Origin of the sequence: Dactylosporangium maewongense, assembly GCF_039531485.1 — a bacterium.
Taxonomy (GTDB): domain Bacteria; phylum Actinomycetota; class Actinomycetes; order Mycobacteriales; family Micromonosporaceae; genus Dactylosporangium; species Dactylosporangium maewongense.
In genome coordinates, this window is record NZ_BAAAQD010000045.1 from 43,704 (window position 1) to 69,028 (window position 25,325).

The following is a 25,325-nucleotide window of genomic DNA, read 5'->3' on the forward strand; positions in this document are numbered from 1 at the left end:
CATGGTATCTAGGTTGTCGGCAGGCTGGAAAGCCGCCAGGTTTCCGGGGTGGCGCGCATGACGTCGAGGACGGCGGCAGCCTCCTCCGGCAGGCGTCCGTTGCCGCCGAGGCAGTCCATGACCAACTGGCTCAGCGACACATGCTCGACGCCGTCGAGCGTGCGGGTGCCGGCGAGCTGTGACGTCTCGTCCTCCGCCTCGAGGATCACCACATCGGCACCGCGCTCGGCGGGGAGCAGGCCGCCGAACCGGCGCACCGCCGCGGGATCGCACGCGTAGACGACGAGCTGAACCGGCGCCGCGATCGGCGCGACGGCAACCGCGGCGAACGAGCCGGTCACCACGGCGCGAGGTGCGCCGGGGGCGGACAGGCGCTCGAACAGCGCTCGCGGACCACCCGGAGCGACGAACGATCCGGCGGCGTTGTTCCGCAACAGCCGATAGCCGTCGGCACCGGCCGCGAGCAGCGCCGGCCAATCGACGTCGCGGACGCTGCCGCGCCGGTCACGCTCGATCAACGCCGCCTCCGCCATGGCCTCCAGCAGGGTGGAGACGTAGCCCTTGCTGAGCCCTGCAACGCTCGCGAGTTCGGTCAGCCGGTACGGCGGCACGGTGTCAACGAGGATCCGGACGAGGCGGCGGGCACGCGGCCCGTTGAGGCGGACCGACGTCCGAGGGGCGGGGGCCGGATCCCGGTCCGCGCCTTGCAGCCGCACGTACATCGGCGGGCGCTGGATGGACAGACGGACGTTGCCGGTGAGATCGACATACGAGCATCCGCGCCGGTCGAGCACCTCCCTCGAGCGGGGGCTGATCCACGGCGCGATCACGAGCGTCGCCGCATCACTGTCGAGCCGGGTCGCCTCGCGTGGCGTCAACGACTCGCGGACCGCGACCCGAAGCCGGCCGCCACCGGGAAACGTCCAGACGTCGACGCCGGCCGGCCGCAGGTAAACCGGCAGCAGGTCATGCAGAAGGCGCTGCGCGCACTCCAGGACGTCCGCCGCGAACATGCATCAAGTTTGCCAGATCATCGAGTTTGCTGCTCCTGCAAACTCGATGATCCAGCAAATTTTGGCGAGATCCAGGGCAGCGGGATCGTGTCCCACGGGACCCGTTGCAGGATGCGGTCGAGGACGAGGCCGAGGCAGATGGCGGCGAGGCCGTCGGTGACCCAGTGGAAGCTCAGGTACGTCGTGGTGAAGAGCACGATCGCCGGGGCGCCGTAGCGGATGGCGCGCAGCTGGCCCGGGCGGAGCAGGCCGCCGAGGAGGATGGCCAGGACGCCGTACCAGACGATCGCGTTGACCACGTGCCCGGACGGATACGACATGCCGGTGGGCACGTGGAAGAGGTACTCCGGGTGCACGACCTTGTGGTCGCTCGCGGCGGTCCGGTCGGTCCACACCTTCAGCGGGCCGATCGTCAGGTACGTGATGACGAAACCGCCGATGACCGGCAGCGCGGGGCGCACGGAGTGGGTGCGCCGGCCGACGACCAGCGCGGTCAGCACGGCCAGGGGGGTGAGGACCTGGCCGCCCTGGCCGAGGTAGTTGAAGACGCGGGCGGTCCAGTAGGCCCATGAGGGGCGGTGCGCGTCGACGAGGTCGCGGACGGCGAGGTCGAGTGACAGCAGCGGCGTCCGGAGCGCGAGCGCGACGGTGATCGCGGCGAAGAGTGCCAGAAGCACCAGGTCGAACCATAGGGCCGGGCGCACGTTCCGCATGTCGCAAGACGCTACCCGACAGCGGGAACGGCGCCCGGACCCTGCACAGGACCTTTACACGAGGTTCCTGATGTCCGCCGCGATGCGGTCCATGCGGACGCCGGAGTTGGGGCAGCCGCCGAAGTGGTGCAGGGCGATGACCTTGTTGGTGCGGCGGGAGATGACGGGCGAGCCGGACGAGCCGCCGTCGGTGTCGCAGTAGTACGACATGTCGGTGTCGACGTCGTAGCCGTTGTACGCGGGGTTGGCGACCGCGCAGTTGCCGGAGCGCTCGCTGCTGTCGTACGTGGTGATCACGGTCGGCATGCCGCGCGGGTGCTGCGGGATGTAGAGCTCCTCGCCGCGGACGGGGGCGCGGTCGTCCATCTGGAGGTAGCCGAAGCGCGCGATCGCGTCGAAGTTGCGGACCGTGAAGAGGGTGTAGTCCAGGACGTCGTCGGTGGCGAGGACCTGGTCGGCCATGACCTTGACCGGGCGCAGGGTGGGGCCGCCGCCGCACTGCGCGCACTCATAGTTGAACCACACCTCGGTGTTGCGGGCCTCGCGGGTGGTGGTGAAGCAGTGCGCGTTGGTCATCATGCGGTTCTTCGTGCCGACGCGCCACGCGGTGCACAGCTCGACGCCCTGGATGAGGATGCGCGCGACCGGCTTGGAGTTGGCGTACGCGACGGGGTCGGCCGACTTGTAGCAGGCGGCGTTCTCCTTCTCGTCGCTGTCGCAGATGCTCTCCGTGTGCGGCGCCGCGGCGGCCAGCCGCTCGGCGGCGGCCTGCTCGGCGGGGGTCTGGCCGCGGGCGATCTTGTCCACGCTCAGGCCGAGGCCGGCGAGCTTCGACTTGATGCCCAGCGGGTCGCCGGCCCGCTCGACGCTGACCGTGGCCGACTCCCCCGAGACGGACATCGTCCAGTTGTCCGCGTCGCGCAGCTGGGCCGCGCTGTACCGGTGGACCTCGTCGCCGGTCGCGTCGCTGACCTTGACCGTGTCGCCGGGCTTGAGCTGCAGCCGGGAGAAGTGGACCTTCACGTAGTCGGCGCCGGGGTAGCGGAACGTCGACGCGTCGCCGGTGATCGGCTCGATGACGCCCGACACCGTGGCGGCGGGATTGTCGTGCGCGGGCGCCGCGAACGCGGACGCCGTCGCCGGCTGTCGTGCGGGGACGAACGAGGTCGCGGCCGCGACGCCCGCCCCGGCGAGCGCCACGATGGCGCACGCCCCGGTGACCAGCAAAACCCTACGGCGCATGAGCGCGATCCTCCCGATGGTCCGCATGAAGGAACCGCCCGGACTGTTAGGGGTAAATCGGGCGATCCGCCTCATTCAACGACGGATCCGGTGCGGAGGAGGCGGGAAGTCAGGGAGTTGGGTCGACCGTCCCGCCGGTCTGAGCCAAAAGGTTGCCCAGCCCCACCCGGGTCGCCACCACGATGAGCAGGTCACCGGCGCACAGCACGTAGTTCGGCGGCGGGCTCCAGACGGTCTGCCGCCCGTCGTCGGTGGTGACCGCCAGCACCCGGACCTCGCCGACGTCCTCCGCGGAGCCGACCGGCCCGCCGTCGAGGTCGGAGGCGGCGACCACCGGCACCTCGGCCAGCAGCAGCACCTTGCGGTCGACGGGGATGGTGCCGATCACCTCGCGCTCCAGCAGCGCCGCCGCGAAGGCCGGGGCCGCGAGGAACGACACGCTCCGCGAGGCGGTGATGCCGAACGCCTGCTGCACCCGGTGCGCGAACGCGCCGTCGAAGAGCCGCAGCACGACCCGCAGGTCGGGCTTGAGCTCGCGGCTCTCCAGGGCCGCCTCCAGGTTGGCCTGGTCGTCGGTGGAGACCACGACCAGCGCCCGGCTGGTGTCCACCGACGCGGCGCGCAGCGTCGCGACGCGGCTGGCGTCGCCGACGATGAACGGCACGCCGCGGTCGCGGGCGGACTGCGCGCCCCGGGCGTTCTCGTTGCGGTCGATGACGACGACGGGCACGCCCAGGTCGACGAACGCGTGCATGACGCGGGTGCCGACGTTGCCGAGCCCGACGAGCACGACGTGGTCCGACAGCGGCTCCCGCAGCCGGCCGAGCGCGATGGCCAGCTTCGCGTTGACGATCGTCTCGACGACCGCCGCGGTGATGACCGGCACCAGCGCGATGCTGACCAGGCTCAGCAGGACCGTGACGAGCTTCTCGGGCCAGCGCGCCTCCAGGTCGGGGCCGGCGCCGACGAGCTCGGACAGCAGCGTCACGTAGGCCGCGTCCCACCACGGGACGTCCCTGAAGCTCGCGATGATCGCGGTGCCCGCGGCGAGCAGGCCGGCCATGATCAGTGAGGTCGTCCAGAGCCGGCGGCCGACGAGTCCCTGGTACGCGCGGAACGGGTCGCGCAGCCACCGCCAGCGGCGCCGCCGGTGCACCTGGCGGATGTCGTCCTCACGGGCGACGACGGTGCTGACGGGCTCGCCGGTCGCGACGGCCAGCACGAGGTCCGCGGCGCCCTGGTCGGCGGGGAGCAGCACCGGCTCGCCGTCGCCCTCGGTCACCGCCAGCCCGCAGATCACGTCCTCCGCCCGCACCTCCGGGCGGCGCGCGACGAAGAGGGTGCGGCGCGCGACGCGGACGTGCACCGGGGCGACCTCGCCGAGCGCCTCCGACACGAACGCGGGCGCCGCCATCTGCGCGTCGGACAGGACGCGGAGGTCCGCGAAGTTGCGCCGGACGCTCTGCCCGAGGCGCAGGTTGAACATCCGGATGACGAACCGCAGCCCGGGATTGATCTCCTGGGCCTGCAGCGCCGCGTCGAGGTTGCCGATGTCGTCCTGCTTGACCAGCGCGAGCGCGTCGGCGGTCGCCAGCCCCGCGAGCTCGAACGCGTCCCGGTCGGGGTTCGCGGCCTCGATGACCCGGCCGCCGCGCTCGCGCAGCAGGCGGGCGATGCCGGGCCCGTAGCGCTGGTCGACGCTCGGCAGGATCGCCGTGACGTGCACCCCGTACTGGTGGATCAGCTCCTCGATCAGGCGATACGCGAGGGGATCGTCACCACAGACGACGATGTGTTTCGTGGCCGCGAGCCGAGGGGGGCGGCGCGGATCCGAGAAGGGCTCGACCCACCACGGACGGGTGATCGCCTGAGCGTTGGGAAGGCCGCTGCGGAGCCGGCGCATCAACCATGATTCGGACTCCACAGGGCGATCCTAACGAAGATCACCAACGCCCGGGGGCCCGCTCGATCGACAACTGCCGCGTCACTTTGTCCGGGTTGGTCGTTGAACAGGCGATCGGATTTGTCGACCAGATTGGTTTACGAGGATGAACACGTGGTTTCGCCGGGCGGTCGGCACCGTCGGTGTGGCCGGCGGCATTTTGCTGCTCGGTGCCGGTGCCGCACACGCCGATGACGCCCTGGTGCCCGGCCAGCTGGACGATCTCTTGTCGCCCGCCGGCGGCCCCAACAACCAGTCGCTGCAGCTCGAGGCGCACGGCTCCCGCATCGACACGAGCGCGGACAGCAGCACGCAGGCGGGCCGCCGCACCACCTCGACGCAGATGAGCAGCCCCCGGCTGCCCAGCGTGCTGGACATGATCCCGACCGAGATGCTGGGGCTGCCCCGCGCGACGTCGAGCAAGGTCTCCAACCTGCAGTCGGTGCCGAACCAGCTGCCGGCCGAGGGCTCGGTGGCGGCGCTGCCGCTGGTCGGTTCGCTGCAGCAGTTCGGTCTGCCGGGGGTTTCCGGTGTACCGGTCGCCGCCGGTGACACGCTGCACGGCACGTCGATCGCCGACACCCGCACCGCGTTCCCCGGCGTCCCGGGCGAGGCGACGAGCCTCCCGCTGGGCAACACCGCCGGCGGCGGGCTGCCGCTGGTCGGCGGTCTCGGCGGCGGCACGGGCGGCCTCCCGCTGGTCGGCGGGCTGCCGGTGCAGGGCACGCTCAAGCCCGTCGACGACTTCGCCATCCCGGTCGGCACCGGCGGCAAGCGCTCGGGCAACCAGCGGGTCCAGCGGATCTCGGGCACGGAGGCGGACTCGGGCCTGCCCATCGGCGAGCTCCCGCTCGGCGGCAGCGACGTGCTGAAGAACGACTCGATCACCGGCGTCCCGGTGATCGGCGGCGTCGGCCCGACCCCGGGCGTCAGCACCACCGCGGTCGCGAACCGTCTCGTGCCCACGACCGGCGCGCTGCCGCAGGCCGCGAGCCAGCTGCCGCTCGTCACCGAGAAGACCTACGCGCCGCGGCACGCCTCGGCGTACTCCCCGCGGCACTCCGCCGGCGCTTCCGCCTCGGCCTCGGCCTCGGCGGGTGCTTCGGAGGAGGCGCTGCCGGTGGTCGGCGGGCTGCCGCTGCTCAACGGCATCGCCGGCGGCAACCTCCCGCTGGTCGGCGGGCTGCTCGGCGGCCGCTGACCGTCCTCGCACAAGGAACGGCCGGCGGTCGCCGACCGTCATACAGAAAGGCCGGCGGTCACCCGCCGACCGTCCACATGAGAAGGGCCGGCGGTCATCCGCCGGCCCTTCCTCACTTCCGTAGCGGCGCCCCGGCGTCGTGCAGGTGGCGCAGCGCCTGCGAGTAGGAGTCGACGAACGTCGCCGACAGGTACGGCACGCCGATCTCCGCGCAGTGCCGCTCCACGATCGGCTGCGCCTTGCGCAGGTTCGGGGTCGGCATGTTGGGGAACAGGTGGTGCTCGATCTGGTAGTTCAGGCCGCCGAGCAGCACGTCGACCAGGACCCCGCCGCGCACGTTGCGGGAGGTGAGCACCTGCTTGCGCAGGAAGTCCAGCTCGTCGTCGCCGGTCAGGGTCGGCATGCCCTTGTGGTTCGGCGCGAAGGTCAGCCCCAGGTACAGGCCGAACAGCCCCTGGTGGACCGCGATGAACGCGACCGCGATCCCGGGCGACAGCAGTGCGAAGACGGCCACCAGGTAGGCGGCGAAGTGGCCGTACAGCAGGAAACCCTCGAGCTTGGAGCGCTTGATCCTGCCGATCGCGCGGGCGCTGGACACGTGCAGGTTGAACCCTTCCAGCAGGAGCAGCGGGAAGAACAGCACCGCCTGCCAGCCGCCGATGAGCCGGGCCAGGCCCTTCGCCTCGCTCGCCTGGCGGGTCGACCAGACCAGGATGTCGGGCGCGACGTCGGGGTCGTGCTCCTCGTGGTTGGGGTTGGCGTGGTGGCGGGTGTGCTTGTTCATCCACCAGCCGTAGCTCATCCCGATGCCGAGGTTGCCCACCAGCATGCCGAGGATCTCCGAGATCCGGGACGTGCGGAACACCTGCTTGTGCGCCAGGTCGTGGGCGACCAAGGCCACCTGGGCGAACGCGACGGCGAGCAGCGCGGCGGCCAGCAGCGCCCACCAGGACGAGCCGATGAGGGCGAGTGCGGCCCACCCGCCGGCGTAGAGGGCACCCACCAGGGTGAACCGCAGGGCGTAGTAGCCGGGGCGGCGGTCGAGCAGACCGGCCGCACGGATGTGGCGGGACAGTGTCGTGAAGTCTGAGGTGCGGTCGGCCAGCAGCGTCATGCGTCAAGCCTCGCGATCGCGGGCCTCCGGAACGAGCCGGGCAGCCCCGCTGTTTGTGGTGGTGCTGCCCCTACCCTCAGGCCCCGTTAGGGTTGGAAAGGTGCCAGTGCTCATCGGCTCCTACGCCGACCAGATCTCGTTCTTCGACGACGACTTCAAGCCGTCGGCCCCGCCGATCCGCGCGTCGTCGCCCTCATACCTGGCCGCCTCCGCCGACGGCGGTGTCATCTACACGGTGGCCGAGCTGGACGAGGGTCACGTCGCCGCGTTCCGCCTCGACGGCACCCCGCTGGGCTCGCTGCCGACGGGCGGTGCCTCCCCGTGCCACCTCGCGGTCGCCGGCGGGTTCGTCCTGTCCGCGAACTACCAGGGCGGCAGCGTCTCCGTCTTCGCCCTCGACGCCGGCGGCGGCCTGGCCTCACGCACCGATCTCGTGCAGCACACCGGCAGCAGCGTGAACCCGGACCGGCAGAGCGCGCCGCACGCCCATCAGGTGACCGTGCGCGATTCCCGCGATCCCCGCGATTCCATGGTGTACGTGGTGGACCTCGGCCTCGACGAGATCGTCCACTACCGCCTGACGTCCTCGGGCGTCCTGGAGCGGCAGCGCGCCACGTCCGTCACCCCGCTGGGCAGCGGGCCGCGGCACCTGGTCCTGCACCCCGACGGCCGGGTCTTCGTCGCCAACGAGCTCACCTCGACGGTCGCCGTGCTGGACCGCGGGTTCGAGGTCCTCGACGTCCAGCCGTCGGTGCTGGTCCCGCCCGCGGGCGACAACTTCCCCAGCGAGCTGCTGCTGTCGGCCGACGGCACGCGCCTCTACGTCGCCAACCGGGGCAACGACACCATCACCACGTTCGCCGTGACCGCCGGCGGCCTGTCACCGCTCGACGAGGTCTCCACCGGCGGCACCTGGCCCCGCCACTTCGCCCTGCTCGACGGCGCCCTCGCCGTGGCCAACCAGCACTCGGACACCGTCACGCTGCTGGAGCTGGACCCCGCCACCGGCGTCCCGCAGCCCGGCCGGACGGTCCTGGAGCACCCGTCCCCGAGCATGGTCCTGCACCTGCGCTGACGTCTGCCTCAGGCGCTCGCCTCTTTGACCACCATCGGCGCGGCGTTGAACTCCATGGCGTCGAGGGCGGCCCGCAACCTGGGCAGGTCGCCCTCGGCCAGCTGAAACGACGCCCGGCAGATCTTGTCCACCCACAGCGACACCACCACCGTGCCGCGCATCGGATGGCACGTCACCCGCATGGTGCGGTCGTCTCCCCGCACGTCCTCAAACACGTCGCCCGACTTGGGCAGCGCAACCAGCTCACCCATGTCCTCCATGCTGCGACACTGAACGCTCGTTCTACAAGCCTCCGGACGGCTTCTCCCCCACCGCGTCATCCGCCGCAGCGCCGACCGCACGGTCCCCGGCCGCTCCCTCGCTCGCCACGAGGGCGCATCGCGCCGGATGGAGGCGGGCATCCGCCGCCGCGGGCTGGGTCTCAGGCGGCCTCGGTCAGCGAGGCGTTGCGGGCCTCGAGGACGGCACGGATGTCCTGGGTGCGGTCGGGGTCGGAGGTGGCCGCGGGGTCGGCGCCGGGGCGGGCGGTGTCGGTGGCGCGGGCATTCTTCGTGCGCTGCTGCGGGACGCGGCGCTGCTTGCGGGTGACGGTGGAGGCGGTGATCGCGGACTGGCGGGCGGCGTCGAGCGTGTCGCGCAGCTCGGCCGCCTCCTCGGCGACCCCCGCGGCCTCCTCGGCCAGGGCCTGGGCGGCGACGACCGCCACGTCCGCGGCCTTCACGGCGGCGCGCTCGGCCGCGGCGGCCGCGTCGTACAGGCGGCGGGCGCGGCTCTCGGCGGAGCGGCGCAGCTCGATCTCGCGGGCCTGCAGCTCGTGCAGCGGGTCCCAGCCGGACGCGCCCTTGAACACGGACTCCAGGGCGTCGACGGTGATGTCGCCGCGCTTGAAGGCGGCGAGGGCGGCGCGGGACACCTCGCGCTTGCTCTCCTCGTCCTCGTCGCCGGCGTCGCCGGAGGTGGCCGCTGCGGCCGCGTTCAGGGCCTCCTCGTAGGCCTTCTGCGCCACGTCGAACGTCGTCCAGGCCACCTCGCGGGCCTGCTGCGCGGCGAGGGCGCGGGCCTGGGCCTCGCCGACCTCGAGCTGGGCGCGCTTCGCGGCGGCGGCGGTCGCGGCGGCCTGGCGGATCAGCTCGCCGGCCTCGACGCGGAGGCGGGCGCGCTCGGCGGGGCTGAGGCTGGCGTCGGCCTCGGCGACCTCGGCCCGGCGCTCGGCCCGGTCGATGCGGGCCAGGCTCCAGCGGGACAGGATCGCGGCGAAGAGGATGAACAGCACGATGACGCCCATCAGTGCGGCCCAGACCACGAGGGCGCCGGTGACGGGGTCGAGACCGAGGATGCCTCTGCCGCCGTCGAGGGTCCAGGGCAGGCCCTGACCCGAGGATGACCCGTGCGTGGCGGGTGCGGAAAGAGCCACGGCGCGACCTCCGGCTGTGCGTGTCGCTACAGCGTAAAGGTCATGACCCAGGCAGAGCGACCCATCGAAGGGTGACAATCCAATGAAAACCCGGACACGAATTGTCACGCCCACGCGTAAAAGGGCCGGTCAGCAGGGGTAACCCGGCGACGGACAGTGATGATCACCACGGCGCAGGCGGCCAGTTGTCACCAGAACGTGATCGTGGCTGGTAAATCAGGTGTCCCGCCGGCGGGTGATCGCTAACGTGCCCGCCATGTGCTTGCGTGTCGTGCTTTCGCCGCCCATCCGCTAGCGGGCAGGCGAACGACCCGGAGAAGCGTCACGGCCTCGCGCCGCGGCGCCGGTGACGGCTGCCCGAATCCCCAGCTCTGGCAGCGTCACGACAATTCGGGAGTAAGACATAAATGGGACATAACAGAGGACTGTTCTGTATCGCATTCGCGGGATTGGCCTGGGGTGTCGGCGGGTTTGTCGCCGCCGTTCTGTACGACCACAGCGGACTCGGCCCGATCGCGGTCACGTTCTGGCGGTACCTCGGCGGCATCGCATTGCTCGCGGCCATTCGGCCATTCCAGAAAAACGGACAAAAACCACTTAACAAGCGCCGGCTGGTCCTCAACGGGCTGGGCATGGCGCTCTACCAGACGGCGTACTACGTGGCGATCGACCTCACCGGCGTCGCCGTCGCCACGGTCGTCGTGCTCGGATCGGGGCCGGTGCTGGTCGCGATCGGCGACCGGATCCTCTTCAAGGAGCGCGCCAGCGTCCCGACCGTCGCCCTCGCGGTGACCGGCCTCGTGCTGCTGGTGGGCGTCGACACCGTCGACGCGGCGGGCCTCGCCGTGGCGTTCGTGTCCGCGGCCGGCTACGCCGGCGTCACGCTGCTCAACCGGGCGGGCAAGGAGGACCCGTTCGACTCGGCGCTCGGCGGCTTCGCGGTCGGCACCGTGGTGCTGCTGCCCCTGGCGCTGCTGGAGGGCCTGCTGCCGACCAGGGGCGGGACGGGAGAGACGGTGGCGCTGCTGGCGTTTCTCGGGGCGGTGCCGACCGCCCTCGCCTACGCGCTGTTCTTCGCGGGCCTGACGGTCGTGAGGGCCACGACCGCGGCGGTCGTGGCCCTCGTCGAGCCGCTCGCCGCGGTCGCCCTCGGCGTGCTGGTCCTGCACGAGCCGCTGACGGGCTGGTCAGCGGCAGGTGCCGGACTGTTGTTGCTGTCGGTGGTGATCGGTGGTCAGTTGGAGCGCCGCAGCCGCACGACGGCCGTCACCGCGAACGCCCCCGCCGCCACGGCCGCCGCCAGCCCCCACCACCAGAGGTGGGAGGACTCCCGTTCCGGAGCGGCGGCAGCCGCTGCGGACGCGGGTGGCGGCGACTGTGCGAGGCGCGACGTCACCACCGCCGTGGCGGAGACCGGGTTCGCACCCGGCCCCGTGACCTTGACGGTCCACGTGCCCGGTGAGAGCACCGGGCCCGAGGTGTAGAAGCCACGCCCCTCCGCCGCAGCGTTCAGCTGCAGCGGACCCACCGTCCGGCCGCCGTCCGCCGAGGCGGTCAGCACCAGACGGATGTCGCCCTCGGCGGGGCGGCCGTCCGCACTCAACGCGCGGACGGTCACCCCCTCGGCGCCGTCCCCGGCGACCTCGAGACTGAGGTCGCCGGGGGCGAACGTCAACGCCGCCATCATCAGCAGCGCGAGCACAACCTTCACAGCTTGCCGTTCTTCTTCACCCGGCTCGGGTCCTCGTCGAGCCGGCCCGTGCCCTGCAGGGACTTACCGGTGTTGGCCTTCACACCGGCGTTGCTGGGCGGGGTGCCGCCGAGCCGCAACGTCATCGCGTCCGCGTCGCGGATCAGCGTGTCGCGGACCTCGGCCTCGGGCACCAGCTTGGCGGTCAGCAGGTCACGGAAGGACGCGAGCTCCTTCAGGGCCTTCTTGTCGTTCCCGCTCGCCTCGGCCTTGCGGGCCTTCGCGAGCTGGTCCGACAGCTGGGTGTACGCCTTGCTGGTCAGGCGGCTCGTCGCCTTGAACCGGTCCAGCAGGTTCTGCATGTCCCGGAACGAGGTGGTGACGAAGAACCGGACGGTGCTGGTGGTGGCGTTGCCGGCGTTGTCGGTGCCGACGACGACCAGCTCGTGCAGGCCGAGGTCGAGCTCGTACATCGCCTGCAGGGTGCCGGTCTGGTAGGCGCCGCCGTCCAGCGAGCCGGTGACGGACCTGATCCCGGAGACCGGGTCGATGGCCTGCCAGGTGACGCGGACGTCCTGGCTGTCGCCGTAGAGCTGGCCGTCGGCGAGGCCGGCGACGATGACCGTCGGCGCGGTGCCGTCGATCTTCAGGATCGCCGACTTGAGCGTCTCCGCGTTGCCGGCCGCGTCGGTGGCCTTGTAGAGCAGCTCGTGCTGGCCGTTGCCGGTGACGTTGACCGGCGTCGTGTACGGCGTCCAGGGGCCGCCGTCCAGGGACCACTCCACCTTGGTCACGCCGGAGCCGGCGTCGGTGGCCGCGAGGGTCACCGGGGTGGCCCCGTTGTGCCAGCCGGCGTCGGACGCCGGCGCGAACGCCGCCGTGGTGACCGGCGCGGTCGCGTCGATCTTCACGGTCGCCGTCTGCACGGCGGAGACGTTGCCGGCCTTGTCGGACGCGCGGAACTTGACGCTGTGCGTGCCGTCGCCGCTGACGGCGACCGGGGCGGTGTAGGCCGTCCAGGTGCTGTCGGCGTCGACCTGGTACTCAACCTTGTCGACACCCGAGCCGCCGGCGTTGTCGGTCGCCGCGAGGGTCACGGTGACCGGCCCGGTGTACCAGCCGTTCGACTGCGGACCATCCACAGTGGACGTGGCGACGGGTGCCGTCGTGTCCACCGAGGCGGTGCTGATCCGGAAGTAGTCGAACGACGCCGGCTTCGACGCCTTCTGCCCGGCACCGAGGGTGTACAGGCCCACCTTGGCGTTGGTCGCCACCGCGGCGTTGGTGAGCTTCTCCAGCGCGGTGTAGGTGACGCCGTCCGCCGAGTACGAGGCGGTGTAGACGTTACCGGCCTTGGCCAGCCGCAGGTACCAGACCGCGGCGGTCAGGTTGCTCGCCCCGGGCTGCGGGTTCTGCACGGCGCCGGCGATCTCGCTGCGGAACTCGATGCGCCGCGTGACCGTCTGACCCGCCTGGTTGTCCGCGACGAAGTCGAACTTGACGTAGTTGTCGTCGTCGCCGTAGACGATCAGGCCGCCCTGCTGGTACTGCTCGTTGAACAGCGAGCCGTCGACCTTCGTGTCCAGCGTGAAGTCACCCGTGGGCGCCTTCTGCAGGATGAAGTTGGACGGGTTGGAGTTGTCGGCGCCGTAGATGTCGCCGTTGGGGACGTCGATCTGCAACGCGCCGTTGCTCACCCGGTACTTCGTGGAGTCCTCCCGCAGGATGGCGTTCCACCGGCAGTGGTCCAGAGTGGACCCGGTGAACTCGTCATTCGGGTTGACCGCGCCGGCCGGCTCGTCCGGGACCAGCTGGAAGTAGTCGAAGCTCGCGTTGACGACCGGCGCGGTGGTGCCGCCGTTGAGCGCGAACAGGCCGACCTTCGGGTTGGCGATCCCGGCGAGCGCCGCGGACCGTCCGACCGGGGTGAACGTGGTGCCGTCGGTGGAGTAGGACGCGGTCAGGTTGGTGCCGTCGGAGGCGATCCGCACGTAGTACGTGTCGCCGGGCTGGGCCGGGATCGCGTCGGCGCCCTCGTTGCGCGGGGTGCCGGCGGTCTCACGGATGAACTCGACCTTGCGCGAGTCGGCGTAGAGCAGGTCGACCTTGGCGTAGTTGTCGTCGTCGCCGTAGACGATCAGGCCCGCCTGCTGGTAGTTCGCCGACGTGGCCAGGGTGATCTTCGTGGTGGCCTGCCACGCGCCACTGGGTGCCGGCTGCAGCACCAGGTTGGTCGCGTCGTTGCGGCTGCCGTAGAGGTCACCGGAGGCGGTCGGCAGGATCAGCGAGCCGCCCGCGACGGAGAACGTCTGGTTCTCCCGGACGACCGTCCACTTCGCACGGTCCAGCGTGGACCCGAGGAAGTCGTCGGACTTCGCGCCGAAGCAGGACGTGTTCGGCGCCTCCGCCTTGACGGTGACGCTCTTGTAGCCCTTCGCTCCGCGCGAGTCGGTGACCGTCAGCGTCGCGGTGAAGGTGCCCGGTGCCGTGTAGGTGTGGCTCGCGTTCGCCGTCGTGGCCGAGCCGCCGTCACCGAAGTCCCACGCGTAGGTCAGCGGCGTGTCGCCCTCGGCGTCGGTGGCGGAGCCCGTGAACGCGACGTTGAACGGCGCGGTCCCGGTCGGCGGGGTGGCGGTCGCGGTGACCACCGGCGGCGCGTTGTCCGTCACGCCGCGACCGATGAAGTCGACCCAGTTCACGTTGTAGCCCGCGCCCGATCCGGTGGCGATGAAGTACAGCGGCCCACTGGAGGTGCTCGGGGTGACGTCGAGGGTCAGGTCCACATAGGTCTGCCAGCCACCCGTGCCCGGCACCGCGACGGAGCCCACCACGGGACCGTCGAGCGCGCCGGTGCGGACCTGGATCGTGCCGCCGCTGGCGTTGTTGGAGGCGGCGCGGATCCGCATCTGGGTGATGCCGGTGAGGTTGGCCGGGGCGAAGGAGAACCAGTCGCCCTCCTCGACGAAGCCGATGTTCTGGAAGCCGCCCTGCGGGTCACCGGTCGTCTCGGTGCGCACGCCCGGGTCGCCGCCGGCGGTCGAGCCCGGCACCCGCCCGGTGGCCGCGAAGTACTCGGCCTGCTTGCGCTTCGGCTGCAGCTGCACCAGCGACCGCCCGGTGAGCGGGGCGGCACCGCCGACGCCACCCTTGTCCACATAGGACGCCTCGATGACGGCGAACACGTTCGCGTCGGCGCCGTGCCCGCTGGCCAGGGACGTCTGGATGGTGCCGCTGCAACCGGTCAGCTGGTTGAGCGGGTGGGCGTGCTCGTCGTGGCCCAGCAGGTACTGGACCTGGACCTTCGAGCAGTCGACCGTGCCGTCCTCCGGGTCGGTGACGGTGACGGTGAACGCGACCTGGTCGCCCCACTCGTAGAAGCCGCCGTTGGGCGGCAGCGTGATGGTGACCTTCGGCGCGGTGTTGCCGACGGTGACGGGCACGTTCGCGGTGGCGCTGCGGCCCTCCGAGTCGGTGACCGTCAGCTGGGCGGTGAAGTTGCCGTTGCTCGTGTACGTGTGGACCGGGTTGGCCTCGGTGGACGTGCCGCCGTCGCCGAACGCCCACGCGAACGTGATCTGCTGCCCGTCGGGGTCGCGGGAGCCGGCGCTGGAGAAGTGCACCGCCAGGGGCGCGAGGCCGCTGGTCGGGTCGGCCGCCGCCTGGGCGATCGGGGCCCGGTCACCGGCGGTGTAGTCGATGCGGTAGACGCCGGAGTCGTCGTTGTTGCCGCCGAAGCCGGTGCCCCACTCGATGAGGTAGAGCGAGCCGTCGGGGCCGAACTCCATGTCCATCGGCCGGATCGTGCTCATGCCGGCCAGCAGCTGGTTGATGTCCACAAGGGACTTGCCGTCGGCGCTGACCTGCATCGTGTACAGCTTGTTCTGGTTCCACTCGCCGAAGATCGCCTTGCCGTCGTAGTACGCCGGCCACTTCGTCTCGGAGGTGGAGTCGGCGTTGTAGCGGTAGACGGGGCCGCCCATCGGCGCGCCGCCGCCACCGATCTCCGGGAAGCGCGGGTTGGCGTCGTAGTCGTAGTCGACGGTCGCCGCGATGGCCGGCGGCAGGTTCGTCAGGCCGGTGTTGTTGGGCGAGTTGTTGACCGGTGCGGCGCAGTCGAACGCGGGGCCGGCCGGGCCGGACGGGAACGTCCAGTCGCGGTAGGGCGCGTTCGCGCCGGTGCAGTACGGCCAGCCGTAGTTGCCGGGCTGCCCGACGATGTTCCACTCGACGGTGTTGCCGGGGCCGCGGTTCGGGTTGGGCTGGCCGGCGTCGGGGCCGTAGTCGCCGACGTAGAGCGTGTTGGTCTTCGGGTCGACGCCGATACGGAACGGGTTACGGAAGCCCATCGCGTAGATCTCGGGCCGGGTCTTGGCCGTGCCGGCCGGGAACAGGTTGCCCTGCGGGACCGTGTAGGTGCCGTCGGCCTGCGGCTTGATCCGGATGACCTTGCCGCGCAGGTCGTTGGTGTTGCCGGAGGTGCGCTGCGCGTCGTAGTCCTGCCGGCCGGCCCGCTCGTCGATCGGGGCGTAGCCGTCGGACTCGAACGGGTTCGTGTTGTCGCCGGTCGCGAGGTACAGGTTGCCGGCGCTGTCGAACGTCATGGTCCCGCCGGCGTGGCAGCACGTGTTGCGCTGCGTGTCGACCTGCAGCAGCTGCTTCTCGCTGCTCAGGTCGAGCGTGTCACCGACGGCCGTGAAGCGGCTCAGCACGTTGCGCGGGCCGCCGCCGTTGGGCGCGTAGTACAGGTAGACCCAGTGGTTCTGGGCGAAGCCCGGGTCCAGGGTGATGCCGAGCAGGCCGTCCTCGTTGCCGGTGAACACCGGGATCGTGGCGGCCGTGACGGTGGTGTGGGTGTCGGGCTTGACGATCTGCACCCGGCCGTCCCGCTCGATGTAGAACACGCGACCGTCGGGTGCGATCGCGAGCTCCATCGGGTTGTTGGTGTTGCTGTCCAGCGTGACCTTCTCGAAGCTGCTGGTCAGCGTGGCGCTGCAGTCCGACTTCAGCACGCCCGCGGCGGTCTCGATGCCGCCGAGCAGGTGCGAGAGGAACAGCGGGTCGCTGTAGGACTCCTGGGTGTGGCCGGCGCCGGTGTACCAGGAGCGCCCGCCGTCGTAGTCGCGGCACCACGAGAACGGGTGGTCCGCGCCCATGGCCCCGGTCCCCGGCGTGTAGCTGGTCTCGTCGAGGCTGGCCAGGACGTGCACCTTGCCGCGGGGGTTGGCGCGGAAGTTGTACCACTCGTCGTAGCGGCTCCAGCGGTCCGGCAGGTCCTTTGTGGACGGGTGCGCCGGGTCCTCGACCTTGATGGTCGCCTGCTGCTGCGCCGGGTGGCTGGTGAAGTACGAGCCGACGAGCTCGCCGTACCAGGGCCAGTCGTACTCGGTGTCGCTCGCGGCGTGGACGCCGGCGTAGCCGCCGCCGGCCTTGATGTAGCGCTCGAACGCGGCCTGCTGGGTGGCGTCGAGCACGTCGCCGGTGGTGGACAGCCAGACGACGACCTCGTACTTGGCGAGGTTGGCGTCGGTGAACGCGCCGGCGTCCTCGGTGGTGTCGACGGTGAAGCCGTTGGCGGCACCGAGCTGCTGGATGGCGGTGATGCCGGCGGGGATGGCATCGTGCCGGAACCCGGCGGTCTTGGAGAAGACGAGCACGTCGAACGGTTCGACGGCCTGCGCCTGCGGCACCTGGGGCGCCTGGACGGGGACGGTTTCAGCGGAGGCTGCGGCAGCCGGAATTGTGACGGCCGCGGTCGTGGTCAGGGATAAACAGGCAAGGCTGAATAGCGCGCGTGCCGCGCGCCGGCGTTGGGTGAACACGGAGCTCCTTGTGCGGGGTGGACACAGGTCGCTGCGCGCAACGGTTCGCCGAAACCGCTGCGCGTAATGGGACCGGGGTCATCCCGCCGAGGAGTCGACCGGCCCGTGCGGTGGTTCGTTGTGTTACCTAACAAACTAGCCGCGCAGGGCGTCCCGGGGAAGAGCCACACCATGCCCGGTGCACGCGCCGGTCAACGGACGCAGTCCGGGAAGCCTCGCCAGCCCGGCCGCGGTCGCCTCGTCGGCCGGGGTGTAGACGATGAGCCGCGCCTCGGGCGTCCCCGCGAGCAGCATGCTCTGGGTGGAAAGCCGCAGGTCACCGACGTCCCCGTGGCGGAAGATCTTCAACCGGCTGCCGGGCACCGCCACGTCGTGCGACTGCCACGCCGCAGCGAACGCCGGGCTGGCCGCGGACAGGTCGCGCACGAAATTCTCCCAGGCCGGCTCGCCGATATGCCGGGCGAAGTTGGCCCGCATCGTCGCCGTCATCAACGGCAACTCATCCGCCAGGTTCACGAACGGCATGCAGCATTTCGGCGTCATGTACAAATGCCATAAGGCATTTCGCCCGGTTCCTTTCCGGCGCACGAGATCCGGAAATAGATCGGCGTAGACGGGATTCCAGGCGAGCAGGTCGTACCGTCCGTTGTAGACACAGGCGGGCAGCGTCAGGCTGTCCAGGATCAGCTGCACCTGCGGCTCGAGGGGGCAGCCGGCGGGCTGCGCGGTGAACGCGGGGACGTCGGCCAGCCGGTACAGGTGCTCCCGCTCGGCCTCGTCGAGCCGCAGCGTGCGCGCGATCGCGTCCAGGACCTGCACGCTCGCGTTGATCGGGCGGCCCTGCTCCAGCCACGTGTACCAGGTGACGCCCACCCCGGCGAGCTGCGCCAGCTCCTCCCGGCGCAGCCCCGGTGTCCTGCGCCGCAAGCCCGGCGGCAGGCCCACGTCGGCGGGGCTGATCCTGGCCCGTCGCGAGCGCAGGAACGCGGCCAGCTCGGCGCGGGACGTCGTCATGCCTCCATCTTCGGGCGGTGCCCATCCCGGTGCCAGGTGCTGCCGGTACCAGGATGAGCGGGCTCTCCCCGCCGGCACCGGCGCCGCCGGAGGGTGGCTCCATGACCGTTCTGACCGACAGCCCGCCGGCCACCGCACGGACCGGTGGCGTGCTCCTGGCGACCATCCTCGGCGGGCAGTTCATGGCCGTCCTCGACGTCTCGATCGTCAACGTGGCGGTGCCGTCGATCCGCACCGACCTCGGCGCCTCCGGCGCCGGCCTGCAGCTGGTCGTCGCCGGCTACGCCATCGCCTACGCCGTCCTGCTCGTCACCGGCGCCCGCCTCGGTGGCCGCCACGGCCACGGCCGCACCTTCCGGGCCGGCCTGGCCGGCTTCACCGCCGCGTCGCTGCTGTGCGGCCTCGCCCCGTCGACCGGCACGCTGATCGCCTGCCGCCTGCTGCAGGGGCTCGCGGCCGCCCTGATGGTGCCGCAGGTGTTCAGCATCATCCAGCGCACCTTCGCCGGCCCCGCCCGCACCCGCGCCCTCGGCCTCTACGGCGCCGTCCTCGCCGGCGCGGCCGTCGTCGGCCAGTCCGCCGGCGGCTTCCTCACCGGCGCCGACCTCTTCGGCACCGCCTGGCGTCCCGTCTTCCTGGTCAACGTCCCGATCGGCGTGACCCTGCTCCTGCTCGGCCGCCGCCACCTGCCCACCGACCCCGGCACCGACACCCGCCGCCTGGACCCGCTCGGCGTGCTGGCCCTCGCCGCGGCGGTGTTCACCCTGGTCCTGCCGCTCGTCCTGGGCCACGGGTCCGGCTGGCCGCCGTGGACCTGGGCCAGTCTCGCCCTGAGCGCCGCCCTCTTCGCCGCGTTCGCGCTCGTCCAGCGCCGCAGCCCGGCGCCGCTCATCTCGGGCGTGGTCCTGCGCTCACCGGGCCTGGTGCCGGCGGCCCTGGCCATCCTGGCCGTGATGGCCTCCTACGCCGGCTTCCTCTTCACGCTCGGCCTGCACACCCAGTCGGACCTGGGCTACGGTCCCGCGAAGGCCGGCCTGGTCCTGGTCCCCGCCGCCCTGGCCTTCGGTCTCAGCAGCCTGAACTGGCGCCGCCTCCCGGCGTCCTGGCACCGCCCCGCGATCACCGTGGCCCTGGTCGTCGTCACCGTCACGTACGCCTGGATGGCCTGGACCATCCGCGACGGCCGCCCGCTGGGCGTCGCCTACCTCTCGGTGAGCGCCCTCTACGGCCTGTGCCTGGGCGCCGCCTTCAGCCCGTTGATCGGGGTCGCCCTGACCCACGTCCCGCCGGCGCTCGCCGGCGACGCCAGCGGTGTCGTCGCCACCGTCACCCAGCTCGCCGCCGTCCTGGGCGTCGCCACCTTCGGCAGCGTCTACCTGTCCCTGGTCCCGTCCCCGTCGGCGGCCGCGACCACCGACCTGACCCTCGCCGTCGCCACCCTCGTGGCCACGGCGGCGAGCCTCCTGATCCCCAGACCGTCATCCCCAGACCGTCCCGGTGACGGAAGGCGCGTCAGAAGGGCTGGCGGGTCCACCGCTGGTTGGCGGCGCCGGTGCAGTCCCAGATGATGACCTGGGTGCCGGCGCCGGTGCCGCCGTTGGCGACGTCGAGGCAGCGGCCCGAGTTGGGGTTGACCAGCGTGCCGTCCCCGCGGAAGGTCCACTGCTGGGCGACGGTGCCGTTGCAGGAGTAGAGCTGGACGGCGTTGCCGTTGCCCTTGCCGGCGTTGGCGACGTCGAGGCAGCCGCCGTCGGCGCGGATGCTGCCGTCCGGCCGGATCGTCCAGCGCTGGTTGGTGTTGCGCGAGCCGGCGCGGTCGCAGGCGTCGATGACGGCCTGGTTGTTCTGGCCGGAGCGGTACTCGAGGCACATGCGCGAGCCGGCGCCGACGAGCTGGCCCGTCGTCACCTGCGGCGGTGGCGGCGGGGCGGAGCTGGCCGGCTTCGACGGGGACACCGAGGCGCTCGGCGGCTGGACGGCGGGTGCCGAGGACTTCGACCTGCTCGGCGTCGGGCTCGCCGACCGGGTGCCCGACGGTGTCGCGGACGATGACGCGCCGGCGTCGCGGGTCAGCTCCGGCAGGCCGCCGATGCCCGGGTAGCGCTGCGGGCTGGCGTCGGCGGAGACCGGGGTGCCGTGGTCGCCGCTGCTGACCAGCTGCAGGACGACGGCGGCGGTGACCAGCAGGATCAGGACGGCGACGGCGACGGCACCGACCGGGTACCGGCGCCAGGCGGCGTTCCGGCGGCGGGCGCCGCGGTAGTCGGGGCCGTCGTCGGTGTCGGCGGGGTCGTCGGTGACGATCGCGATGGCCGGCGGCACGTAGTCGGCCACGGTCGGCGAGTCGTCGGGGGCCAGCAGGACCGGCGCCACCCCGACCGGCGGCGCCGCCGGTACAGCGGCATCCTCCGGCTCATCGGCGGCCGGGTCGAGCTCGGCCGGATCGAAGGCGGCCGGGTCCACGAGCGCCGGGGCCTCGGCGGCGGGCTTGACCAGCGCAGCGGGCACAGCGGGCACAGCGGGCACGAGGGGCTCGGCGGGCTCGTCGTCGACCGGCGGCAGCGACTCCGCGGCGCTCGCCCTGAGCTCACCGGCGAGCGTCCCGACGGTCGCCGGGTCGTCCCCCTGTTCAGGATCATCGGTCTCCGGACCGGCCGCGTCAGGAGCGACGGTGTCAGGGGCGGCGGTGTCAGGGGACGGCGCCTCGGAAGACGGGGCCGGAGCGGGTTCGGGCTCGGGTTCGGGCTCGTCGCCCAGGGCGTCCGCGAAGAGGGCGTCGAAGTCCGGCCGGTCGTCCTCGACGGGAGTGACCGGGATCGAGGCGGTCGCGATCGCCGTGGGGCCGCCGCGCCGCTGGCGGGGGATCGCCGCGCCGGCCGGAAACGTCGGCTTCGCCGGGTTGAACGGCTCCGGCAGGAGGGGGACCTTCGCGGTCGCGGAGGCCGTCGGCGGGATGCGATGCCGCGCCGCCCGGTCCACACGCTGTTCCTGCTCGTTGCCGTCTTCAGCGATGGACATACCCGACGTGCTCCTTCCAACGACCATCACTGCCCGCTGCACCGTAGCCTGCGAAAGCAACAACGCGCGACCGGCCGTTCGGCCCCAACAGGAGCGGTCCGTTGCGATTGGCCGGTAAGTTTTCCCGCATGGCTCCTGACGGCTGGGAAACGTTCGCTGCACAGCACGAGGTGTGGGGGCGGGTGACCGACGGCGCGGCCCACCGTGACCGCGCGGTGACGCTCGTGCGCCAGCTCGCCGCGGCGCGCAGACGGTCCGCGGCCGCGCTGCCCGACGACCCGTGGCAGGACGGCGACTTCGCGCTGCGCATGTCGGAGCAGGTGAAGAGCCTCGTCGGCTTCCTGCCGGAGGGCGAGCGGCTCAGCGGCGCCGAGGCGGCCCTGCTGGTGACGACCCCGTTCCTGCACGACGCGCTGTGGGCCGGCATCGCCGCCGCCGAGCGCGGGGTGCACCCGGGCGACCTCGAGCCGTCCCAGGACGCGTCCAGCGACCGGGCCGCGTTCGAGCGGTTCTCCCAGACCTACGCGCAGCCGCACCGCCGCGCCCTCGCCGCGATCCGCGCGGGCCGGCGGGAGGCGGCCGCGGAGCTCGGCTGGTGGCTGCTGCACCGGTGGATCGGCCGGCGGCCCGCCGCGTACCAGCCGGCGACGATCGAGGCGCTGATCAGGGGGCCGGAGGGCCAGACGCAGGACCTGGCGGGCGCGCTGGACGACGAGCCGCAGAAGCGCCTGGCGGAGCTGCTGCGGGCGATCCGCGCCGACCCGGCGTTCCTCAACCGGCACGACCGGCCCGAGGCGCTGGTCTCGCAGGACCGGCACGGCACGCGGGAGCGGCTGGTCGCGTTCCTGCTGACGATCGCCCGCTGGCTGGCGATCGAGGCGACGGTCCTGCCGGAGGTCATCGGCGAGCACCTCGGCATCGGCGACCCGGTCACGCCGGGCCAGGTGATCGAGACGGTGCACGCGGCCCGCTGGGACCTGCGCGGCGCGACGCTGGTGCTCGCCGCCGACTGTGCCCACCCCTCGATCGAGGTGGCGCTGCGCGTCCACATCGAGACGCTCAACCAGCTGCTCGCCGAGGCCCAGCGGGCGGCGGCCCGGGACGACTCCCTGGCCGCGCTGCGGCACCTGCCCAACCGGGCCGCGACCGACGAGGTGCGCCCGGCGGTCGTCGGCGGTGTCCCGGCCTACCAGTCCGCGGGCGTGCGGTTCCGGCTCGCCGAGGACCGGGTGCGGGAGCTGCTGATGGGCGAGCAGCTCTACGGCGACCCTGCCCTGGCGATCCGGGAGCTGTACCAGAACGCCCTCGACGCGTGCCGCTACCGGGAGGCGCGCACCGAGTTCCTGGCCCGCACCACCGCCGCGGCCCCCGACGCGTGGAGCGGCCGGATCCGCTTCGAGCAGGGCGTCGACGAGTCCGGCCGGCCGTTCCTGGACTGCGTGGACAACGGCATCGGCATGGGCGTCCGCGAGCTGAGCGAGGTGTTCTCGCAGGCCGGCGTGCGGCTGGCGGACCTGCCGGAGTTCCTCGAGGAGCAGGCCGAGTGGGCCCGGCTCGACCCGCCGGTGCAGCTGTTCCCCAACAGCCGGTTCGGCATCGGCGTGCTCAGCTACTTCATGCTCGCCGACGAGCTGACCGTCGAGACCTGCCGGATGGGCCGCGACGGGCAGGCCGGCGAGCGGCTGCGGGTGTCGATCGCGGGGCCGGGCAGCCTGTTCCGCATCCAGGACCTGGGGCCGGGCACCGACTCGGGCACGACGGTGCGGCTGCACCTGCGCGACGGCGTGACCGTCGCGTCGGTGGAGGAGCTGCGCAAGCTGCTGTGGGTGGCCGAGTTCGGCACCGACGCGACCGACGGCGTCGAGACCCAGCAGTGGGCGCCCGGGGAGCTGTCGGAGGCGGCGACCGCCCTCGACGACGAGGACGAGGACGAGGAGGGCGTCGGCGTCGGCGTGGTCGCGGCCGAGGGGTCGCGGGTGTGGTGGTGCAAGGGCACCGGCGCGCTGCTCGCCGACGGCCTCTACGCCGGCAAGGAGATCTTCGGCGCGGTGGTCAACCTGAACCGGGACCTCGCGCCGCGGCTGTCGGTCGACCGGACGAAGATCCTGGCGTACCGCGAGGACGACGTCGACCGGCTGCTGTGGGAGGCGGTGCCGGCCCTGACCGCGCCGGGCACGACGCTGCTCGGCTACGAGTGGCTGTGCCGCCTGGCGCCGATCCGGCCGCTGGTCGCGGACCTCATCTTCGAGCAGGCGATCGAGCGCGGCCACGGCAGGTGGGACATGGACGGCGAGACCGTCGACGCGTCCGTCACCGGCTGCTTCGTGGCCAACGACGGGCCGGTCGGCGGCCCCGACGAGCTGGTCGAGTGGCGGCTGACCGCCCTCGCCGCCGGCGGGCGCTACCGCAAGGTGCTCAAGCCGGGCGCGGACTGGAAGCGGGCGCTGCGCTCCCGGCCGTCGGACGCGCTGCTGCTCAGCGTCGACGTCGACGGCACCGGCCCCTGGCTGGACCCGGTCGACATCGTGCCGCTGGTGCACCTGGTGCGGGCGGCGCGCAAGACCGGGCGGAGCGCGCCGGAGATCGCGGCCCGGCTCGACCAGCTGGGCTACGAGCCGTCGGTGGGCGCCGCGCAGGTGGGTGTCGACCCCGACGACCTGGTGTTCACCAGCCGCGACGTCGACGGGACCCGTCCCTGGATGCACCCGGACCAGCCGGTGCATCTCGTACACCTGCTGCGGGCGGCACACAAGACGGGCCGCCCCATCCAGGAGATCGTGGCGAGGCTGCGGCAGCTGGGCTTCGATGTGGACGTCGACGTGGACATGCTGCCGATCGAGCAGTTCGGCCCGAAGGACCTGACGATCGCCAGCCGGGACCTCGACGGCTCGCACCCGTGGCTCGACCCGCGGGAGCCGGTGACGCGGCTGCACATACTGCGCGCCGCGCACAAGGTCGACCTGCCGGCCGACGAGACCGCGGCGCGGCTGGCGCTGCTCGGCTACCCGCTGGAGCCCGGCTGGGAGGCGCTGACCGTCGAGCCCGACGACCTGGTGCTCATCTCCCGCGACCTGGACAGCACGTCACCGTGGCTGGACCTGCACGAGGAGGTGGCGCCGGTGCACGTGCTGCGCGCCGCCGAGCGGACCGGCCGGCCGGTGGCGGAGGTGGTGGCGCGGCTGCGCGCCTTCGGGTTCACGCTCGGGGGCAACCTCGACGCCCTGGAGACCGTGAAGCTGGAGCCGGAGGACCTGCAGCTGGCCAGCCGCGACCTGGACAGCTCGCAGCCGTGGCTGGACCCGGCGCGGCCGGTGCCGCTGATCCACCTGCTGCGCGCGACGGAGGCGACCGGCCGCGACGTCGCCGACGTGGCCACCAGGCTCGCCGCCGTCGGGTACCGCGTCGACGTCGACCCGGACGCGATCCTCATCGACCACCTGGAGCCCGACGACCTGACGATCACCAGCGAGGACCTCGACGGCTCGGACCCGTGGCTGGACCCGATGAAGCCGGTCCCGACGATCCGCATCCTGCGGGCGGCGCAGCGGACCCGGCGCAGCGTGCACGACATCGCGGCCCGGCTGACGTTCCTCGGCTACGCGGTGAGCCTGCACGGCGCGGGCCCGTCGCTGGACCAGGTGGAGCCCGACGACCTGCTGATCACCAGCCGGGACCTGGACGGCTCGCAGCCGTGGCTTGACCTCGACGAGCAGGTGCCGCTGCCGCACCTGCTGCAGGCGGCCCGCCGGGTGCGCCGGCCGGTGCACGAGATCGCGGCGCGGCTGGAGACGCTGGGCTACAACGTCGACGTCGACCTCAGCAGCATCCAGGTCGACTCGGTGAAGCCCAACGACCTCCTCCTCGCCAGCACCGACCTGGACGGCTCCCGCCCGTGGCTGGACGCGAGCCAGCCGGTGCCGCTCAACCATCTCCTCGCCGCGGCGCAGAAGATCCGCAAGCCGATCGAGGACGTGTCGAGCCGCCTGCGCGCGCTGGGTTACTCGGTGCCGGACGTCGACTCCAGGCTTCCGCGGCTGCGCCCCGGCGGCGTGTAGGGGCGGCCACGGCCC

Annotated in this window: 15 protein-coding genes; 5 read left to right on the top strand and 10 right to left on the bottom strand. The window is 72.2% G+C overall.

The annotated features are described in order from the left end of the window. Window positions 1-8 precede the first annotated feature (8 nt). The 4 genes from ABD332_RS55025 to ABD332_RS55040 all read right to left on the bottom strand — a co-directional run bounded on the left by ABD332_RS55025 (window position 9) and on the right by ABD332_RS55040 (window position 4,892). The gene (locus ABD332_RS55025; RefSeq protein ID WP_344514284.1) at window positions 9-1,013 is read right to left on the bottom strand and encodes a hypothetical protein; all 1,005 of its coding nucleotides are present in this window, start codon (window positions 1,011-1,013) and stop codon (window positions 9-11) included. A 17-nt stretch (window positions 1,014-1,030) separates the two neighbouring features. Next, a complete protein-coding gene (locus tag ABD332_RS55030) occupies window positions 1,031-1,726 on the bottom strand; it encodes a phosphatase PAP2 family protein (RefSeq protein ID WP_344514285.1) in 696 nt (231 codons plus the stop codon). A gap of 54 nt (window positions 1,727-1,780) precedes the next feature. Further along, window positions 1,781-2,968, bottom strand: coding sequence for a trypsin-like serine peptidase (locus ABD332_RS55035; protein ID WP_344514287.1), 1,188 nt, complete (start codon window positions 2,966-2,968; stop codon window positions 1,781-1,783). Window positions 2,969-3,077: 109 nt separating this feature from the next. After that, the gene (locus ABD332_RS55040) at window positions 3,078-4,892 is read right to left on the bottom strand and encodes an NAD-binding protein (protein WP_344514289.1); all 1,815 of its coding nucleotides are present in this window, start codon (window positions 4,890-4,892) and stop codon (window positions 3,078-3,080) included. Between the two features lie 124 nt (window positions 4,893-5,016). Between ABD332_RS55040 and ABD332_RS55045 the strand changes: the two genes are divergently transcribed. Continuing rightward, on the top strand, window positions 5,017-6,111 hold the full coding sequence (locus ABD332_RS55045) for a hypothetical protein (RefSeq protein WP_344514290.1): 1,095 nt from the start codon (window positions 5,017-5,019) through the stop codon (window positions 6,109-6,111). Between the two features lie 112 nt (window positions 6,112-6,223). On the opposite strand, the gene ABD332_RS55050 is transcribed toward ABD332_RS55045, so the two are convergent. Then, a complete protein-coding gene (locus tag ABD332_RS55050) occupies window positions 6,224-7,225 on the bottom strand; it encodes a fatty acid desaturase family protein (RefSeq protein ID WP_344514292.1) in 1,002 nt (333 codons plus the stop codon). A 100-nt stretch (window positions 7,226-7,325) separates the two neighbouring features. Between ABD332_RS55050 and ABD332_RS55055 the strand changes: the two genes are divergently transcribed. Continuing rightward, window positions 7,326-8,300 carry a lactonase family protein gene (locus ABD332_RS55055; protein WP_344514293.1) on the top strand — a complete coding sequence of 325 codons (975 nt, stop codon included), beginning with the start codon at window positions 7,326-7,328 and terminating at the stop codon, window positions 8,298-8,300. A gap of 8 nt (window positions 8,301-8,308) precedes the next feature. Here ABD332_RS55055 and ABD332_RS55060 read toward each other — a convergent pair whose 3' ends face one another. Together ABD332_RS55060 and ABD332_RS55065 are read right to left on the bottom strand one after the other, a co-directional pair. Beyond that, window positions 8,309-8,560, bottom strand: coding sequence for a hypothetical protein (locus ABD332_RS55060; protein ID WP_344514294.1), 252 nt, complete (start codon window positions 8,558-8,560; stop codon window positions 8,309-8,311). 161 nt (window positions 8,561-8,721) lie between these two features. Then, on the bottom strand, window positions 8,722-9,714 hold the full coding sequence (locus ABD332_RS55065; protein WP_344514296.1) for a hypothetical protein: 993 nt from the start codon (window positions 9,712-9,714) through the stop codon (window positions 8,722-8,724). A gap of 407 nt (window positions 9,715-10,121) precedes the next feature. Here ABD332_RS55065 and ABD332_RS55070 point away from each other — a divergent pair, with 407 nt between their 5' ends. Then, entirely contained in the window at window positions 10,122-11,198 is a 1,077-nt protein-coding gene (locus ABD332_RS55070) for a DMT family transporter (protein ID WP_344514298.1), read from the top strand. Between the two features lie 223 nt (window positions 11,199-11,421). On the opposite strand, the gene ABD332_RS55075 is transcribed toward ABD332_RS55070, so the two are convergent. Together ABD332_RS55075 and ABD332_RS55080 are read right to left on the bottom strand one after the other, a co-directional pair. Continuing rightward, window positions 11,422-17,223, bottom strand: a complete 5,802-nt coding sequence (locus tag ABD332_RS55075) for a ThuA domain-containing protein (protein WP_425552459.1) — start codon at window positions 17,221-17,223, stop codon at window positions 11,422-11,424. A 135-nt stretch (window positions 17,224-17,358) separates the two neighbouring features. Further along, window positions 17,359-18,237 carry a helix-turn-helix transcriptional regulator gene (locus tag ABD332_RS55080; RefSeq protein ID WP_344514302.1) on the bottom strand — a complete coding sequence of 293 codons (879 nt, stop codon included), beginning with the start codon at window positions 18,235-18,237 and terminating at the stop codon, window positions 17,359-17,361. Window positions 18,238-18,338: 101 nt separating this feature from the next. Here ABD332_RS55080 and ABD332_RS55085 point away from each other — a divergent pair, with 101 nt between their 5' ends. Continuing rightward, a complete protein-coding gene (locus ABD332_RS55085) occupies window positions 18,339-19,805 on the top strand; it encodes an MFS transporter (RefSeq protein WP_344514304.1) in 1,467 nt (488 codons plus the stop codon). On the opposite strand, the gene ABD332_RS55090 is transcribed toward ABD332_RS55085, so the two are convergent. After that, entirely contained in the window at window positions 19,750-21,255 is a 1,506-nt protein-coding gene (locus ABD332_RS55090) for an RICIN domain-containing protein (RefSeq protein ID WP_344514306.1), read from the bottom strand. The two genes, ABD332_RS55085 and ABD332_RS55090, sit on opposite strands and share 56 nt — an antisense overlap. Before the next feature lie 128 nt (window positions 21,256-21,383). Between ABD332_RS55090 and ABD332_RS55095 the strand changes: the two genes are divergently transcribed. Further along, window positions 21,384-25,310 (top strand): wHTH domain-containing protein, encoded by a 3,927-nt coding sequence (locus ABD332_RS55095; RefSeq protein WP_344514308.1) that lies wholly within the window; start codon window positions 21,384-21,386, stop codon window positions 25,308-25,310. Window positions 25,311-25,325: the final 15 nt, after the last annotated feature.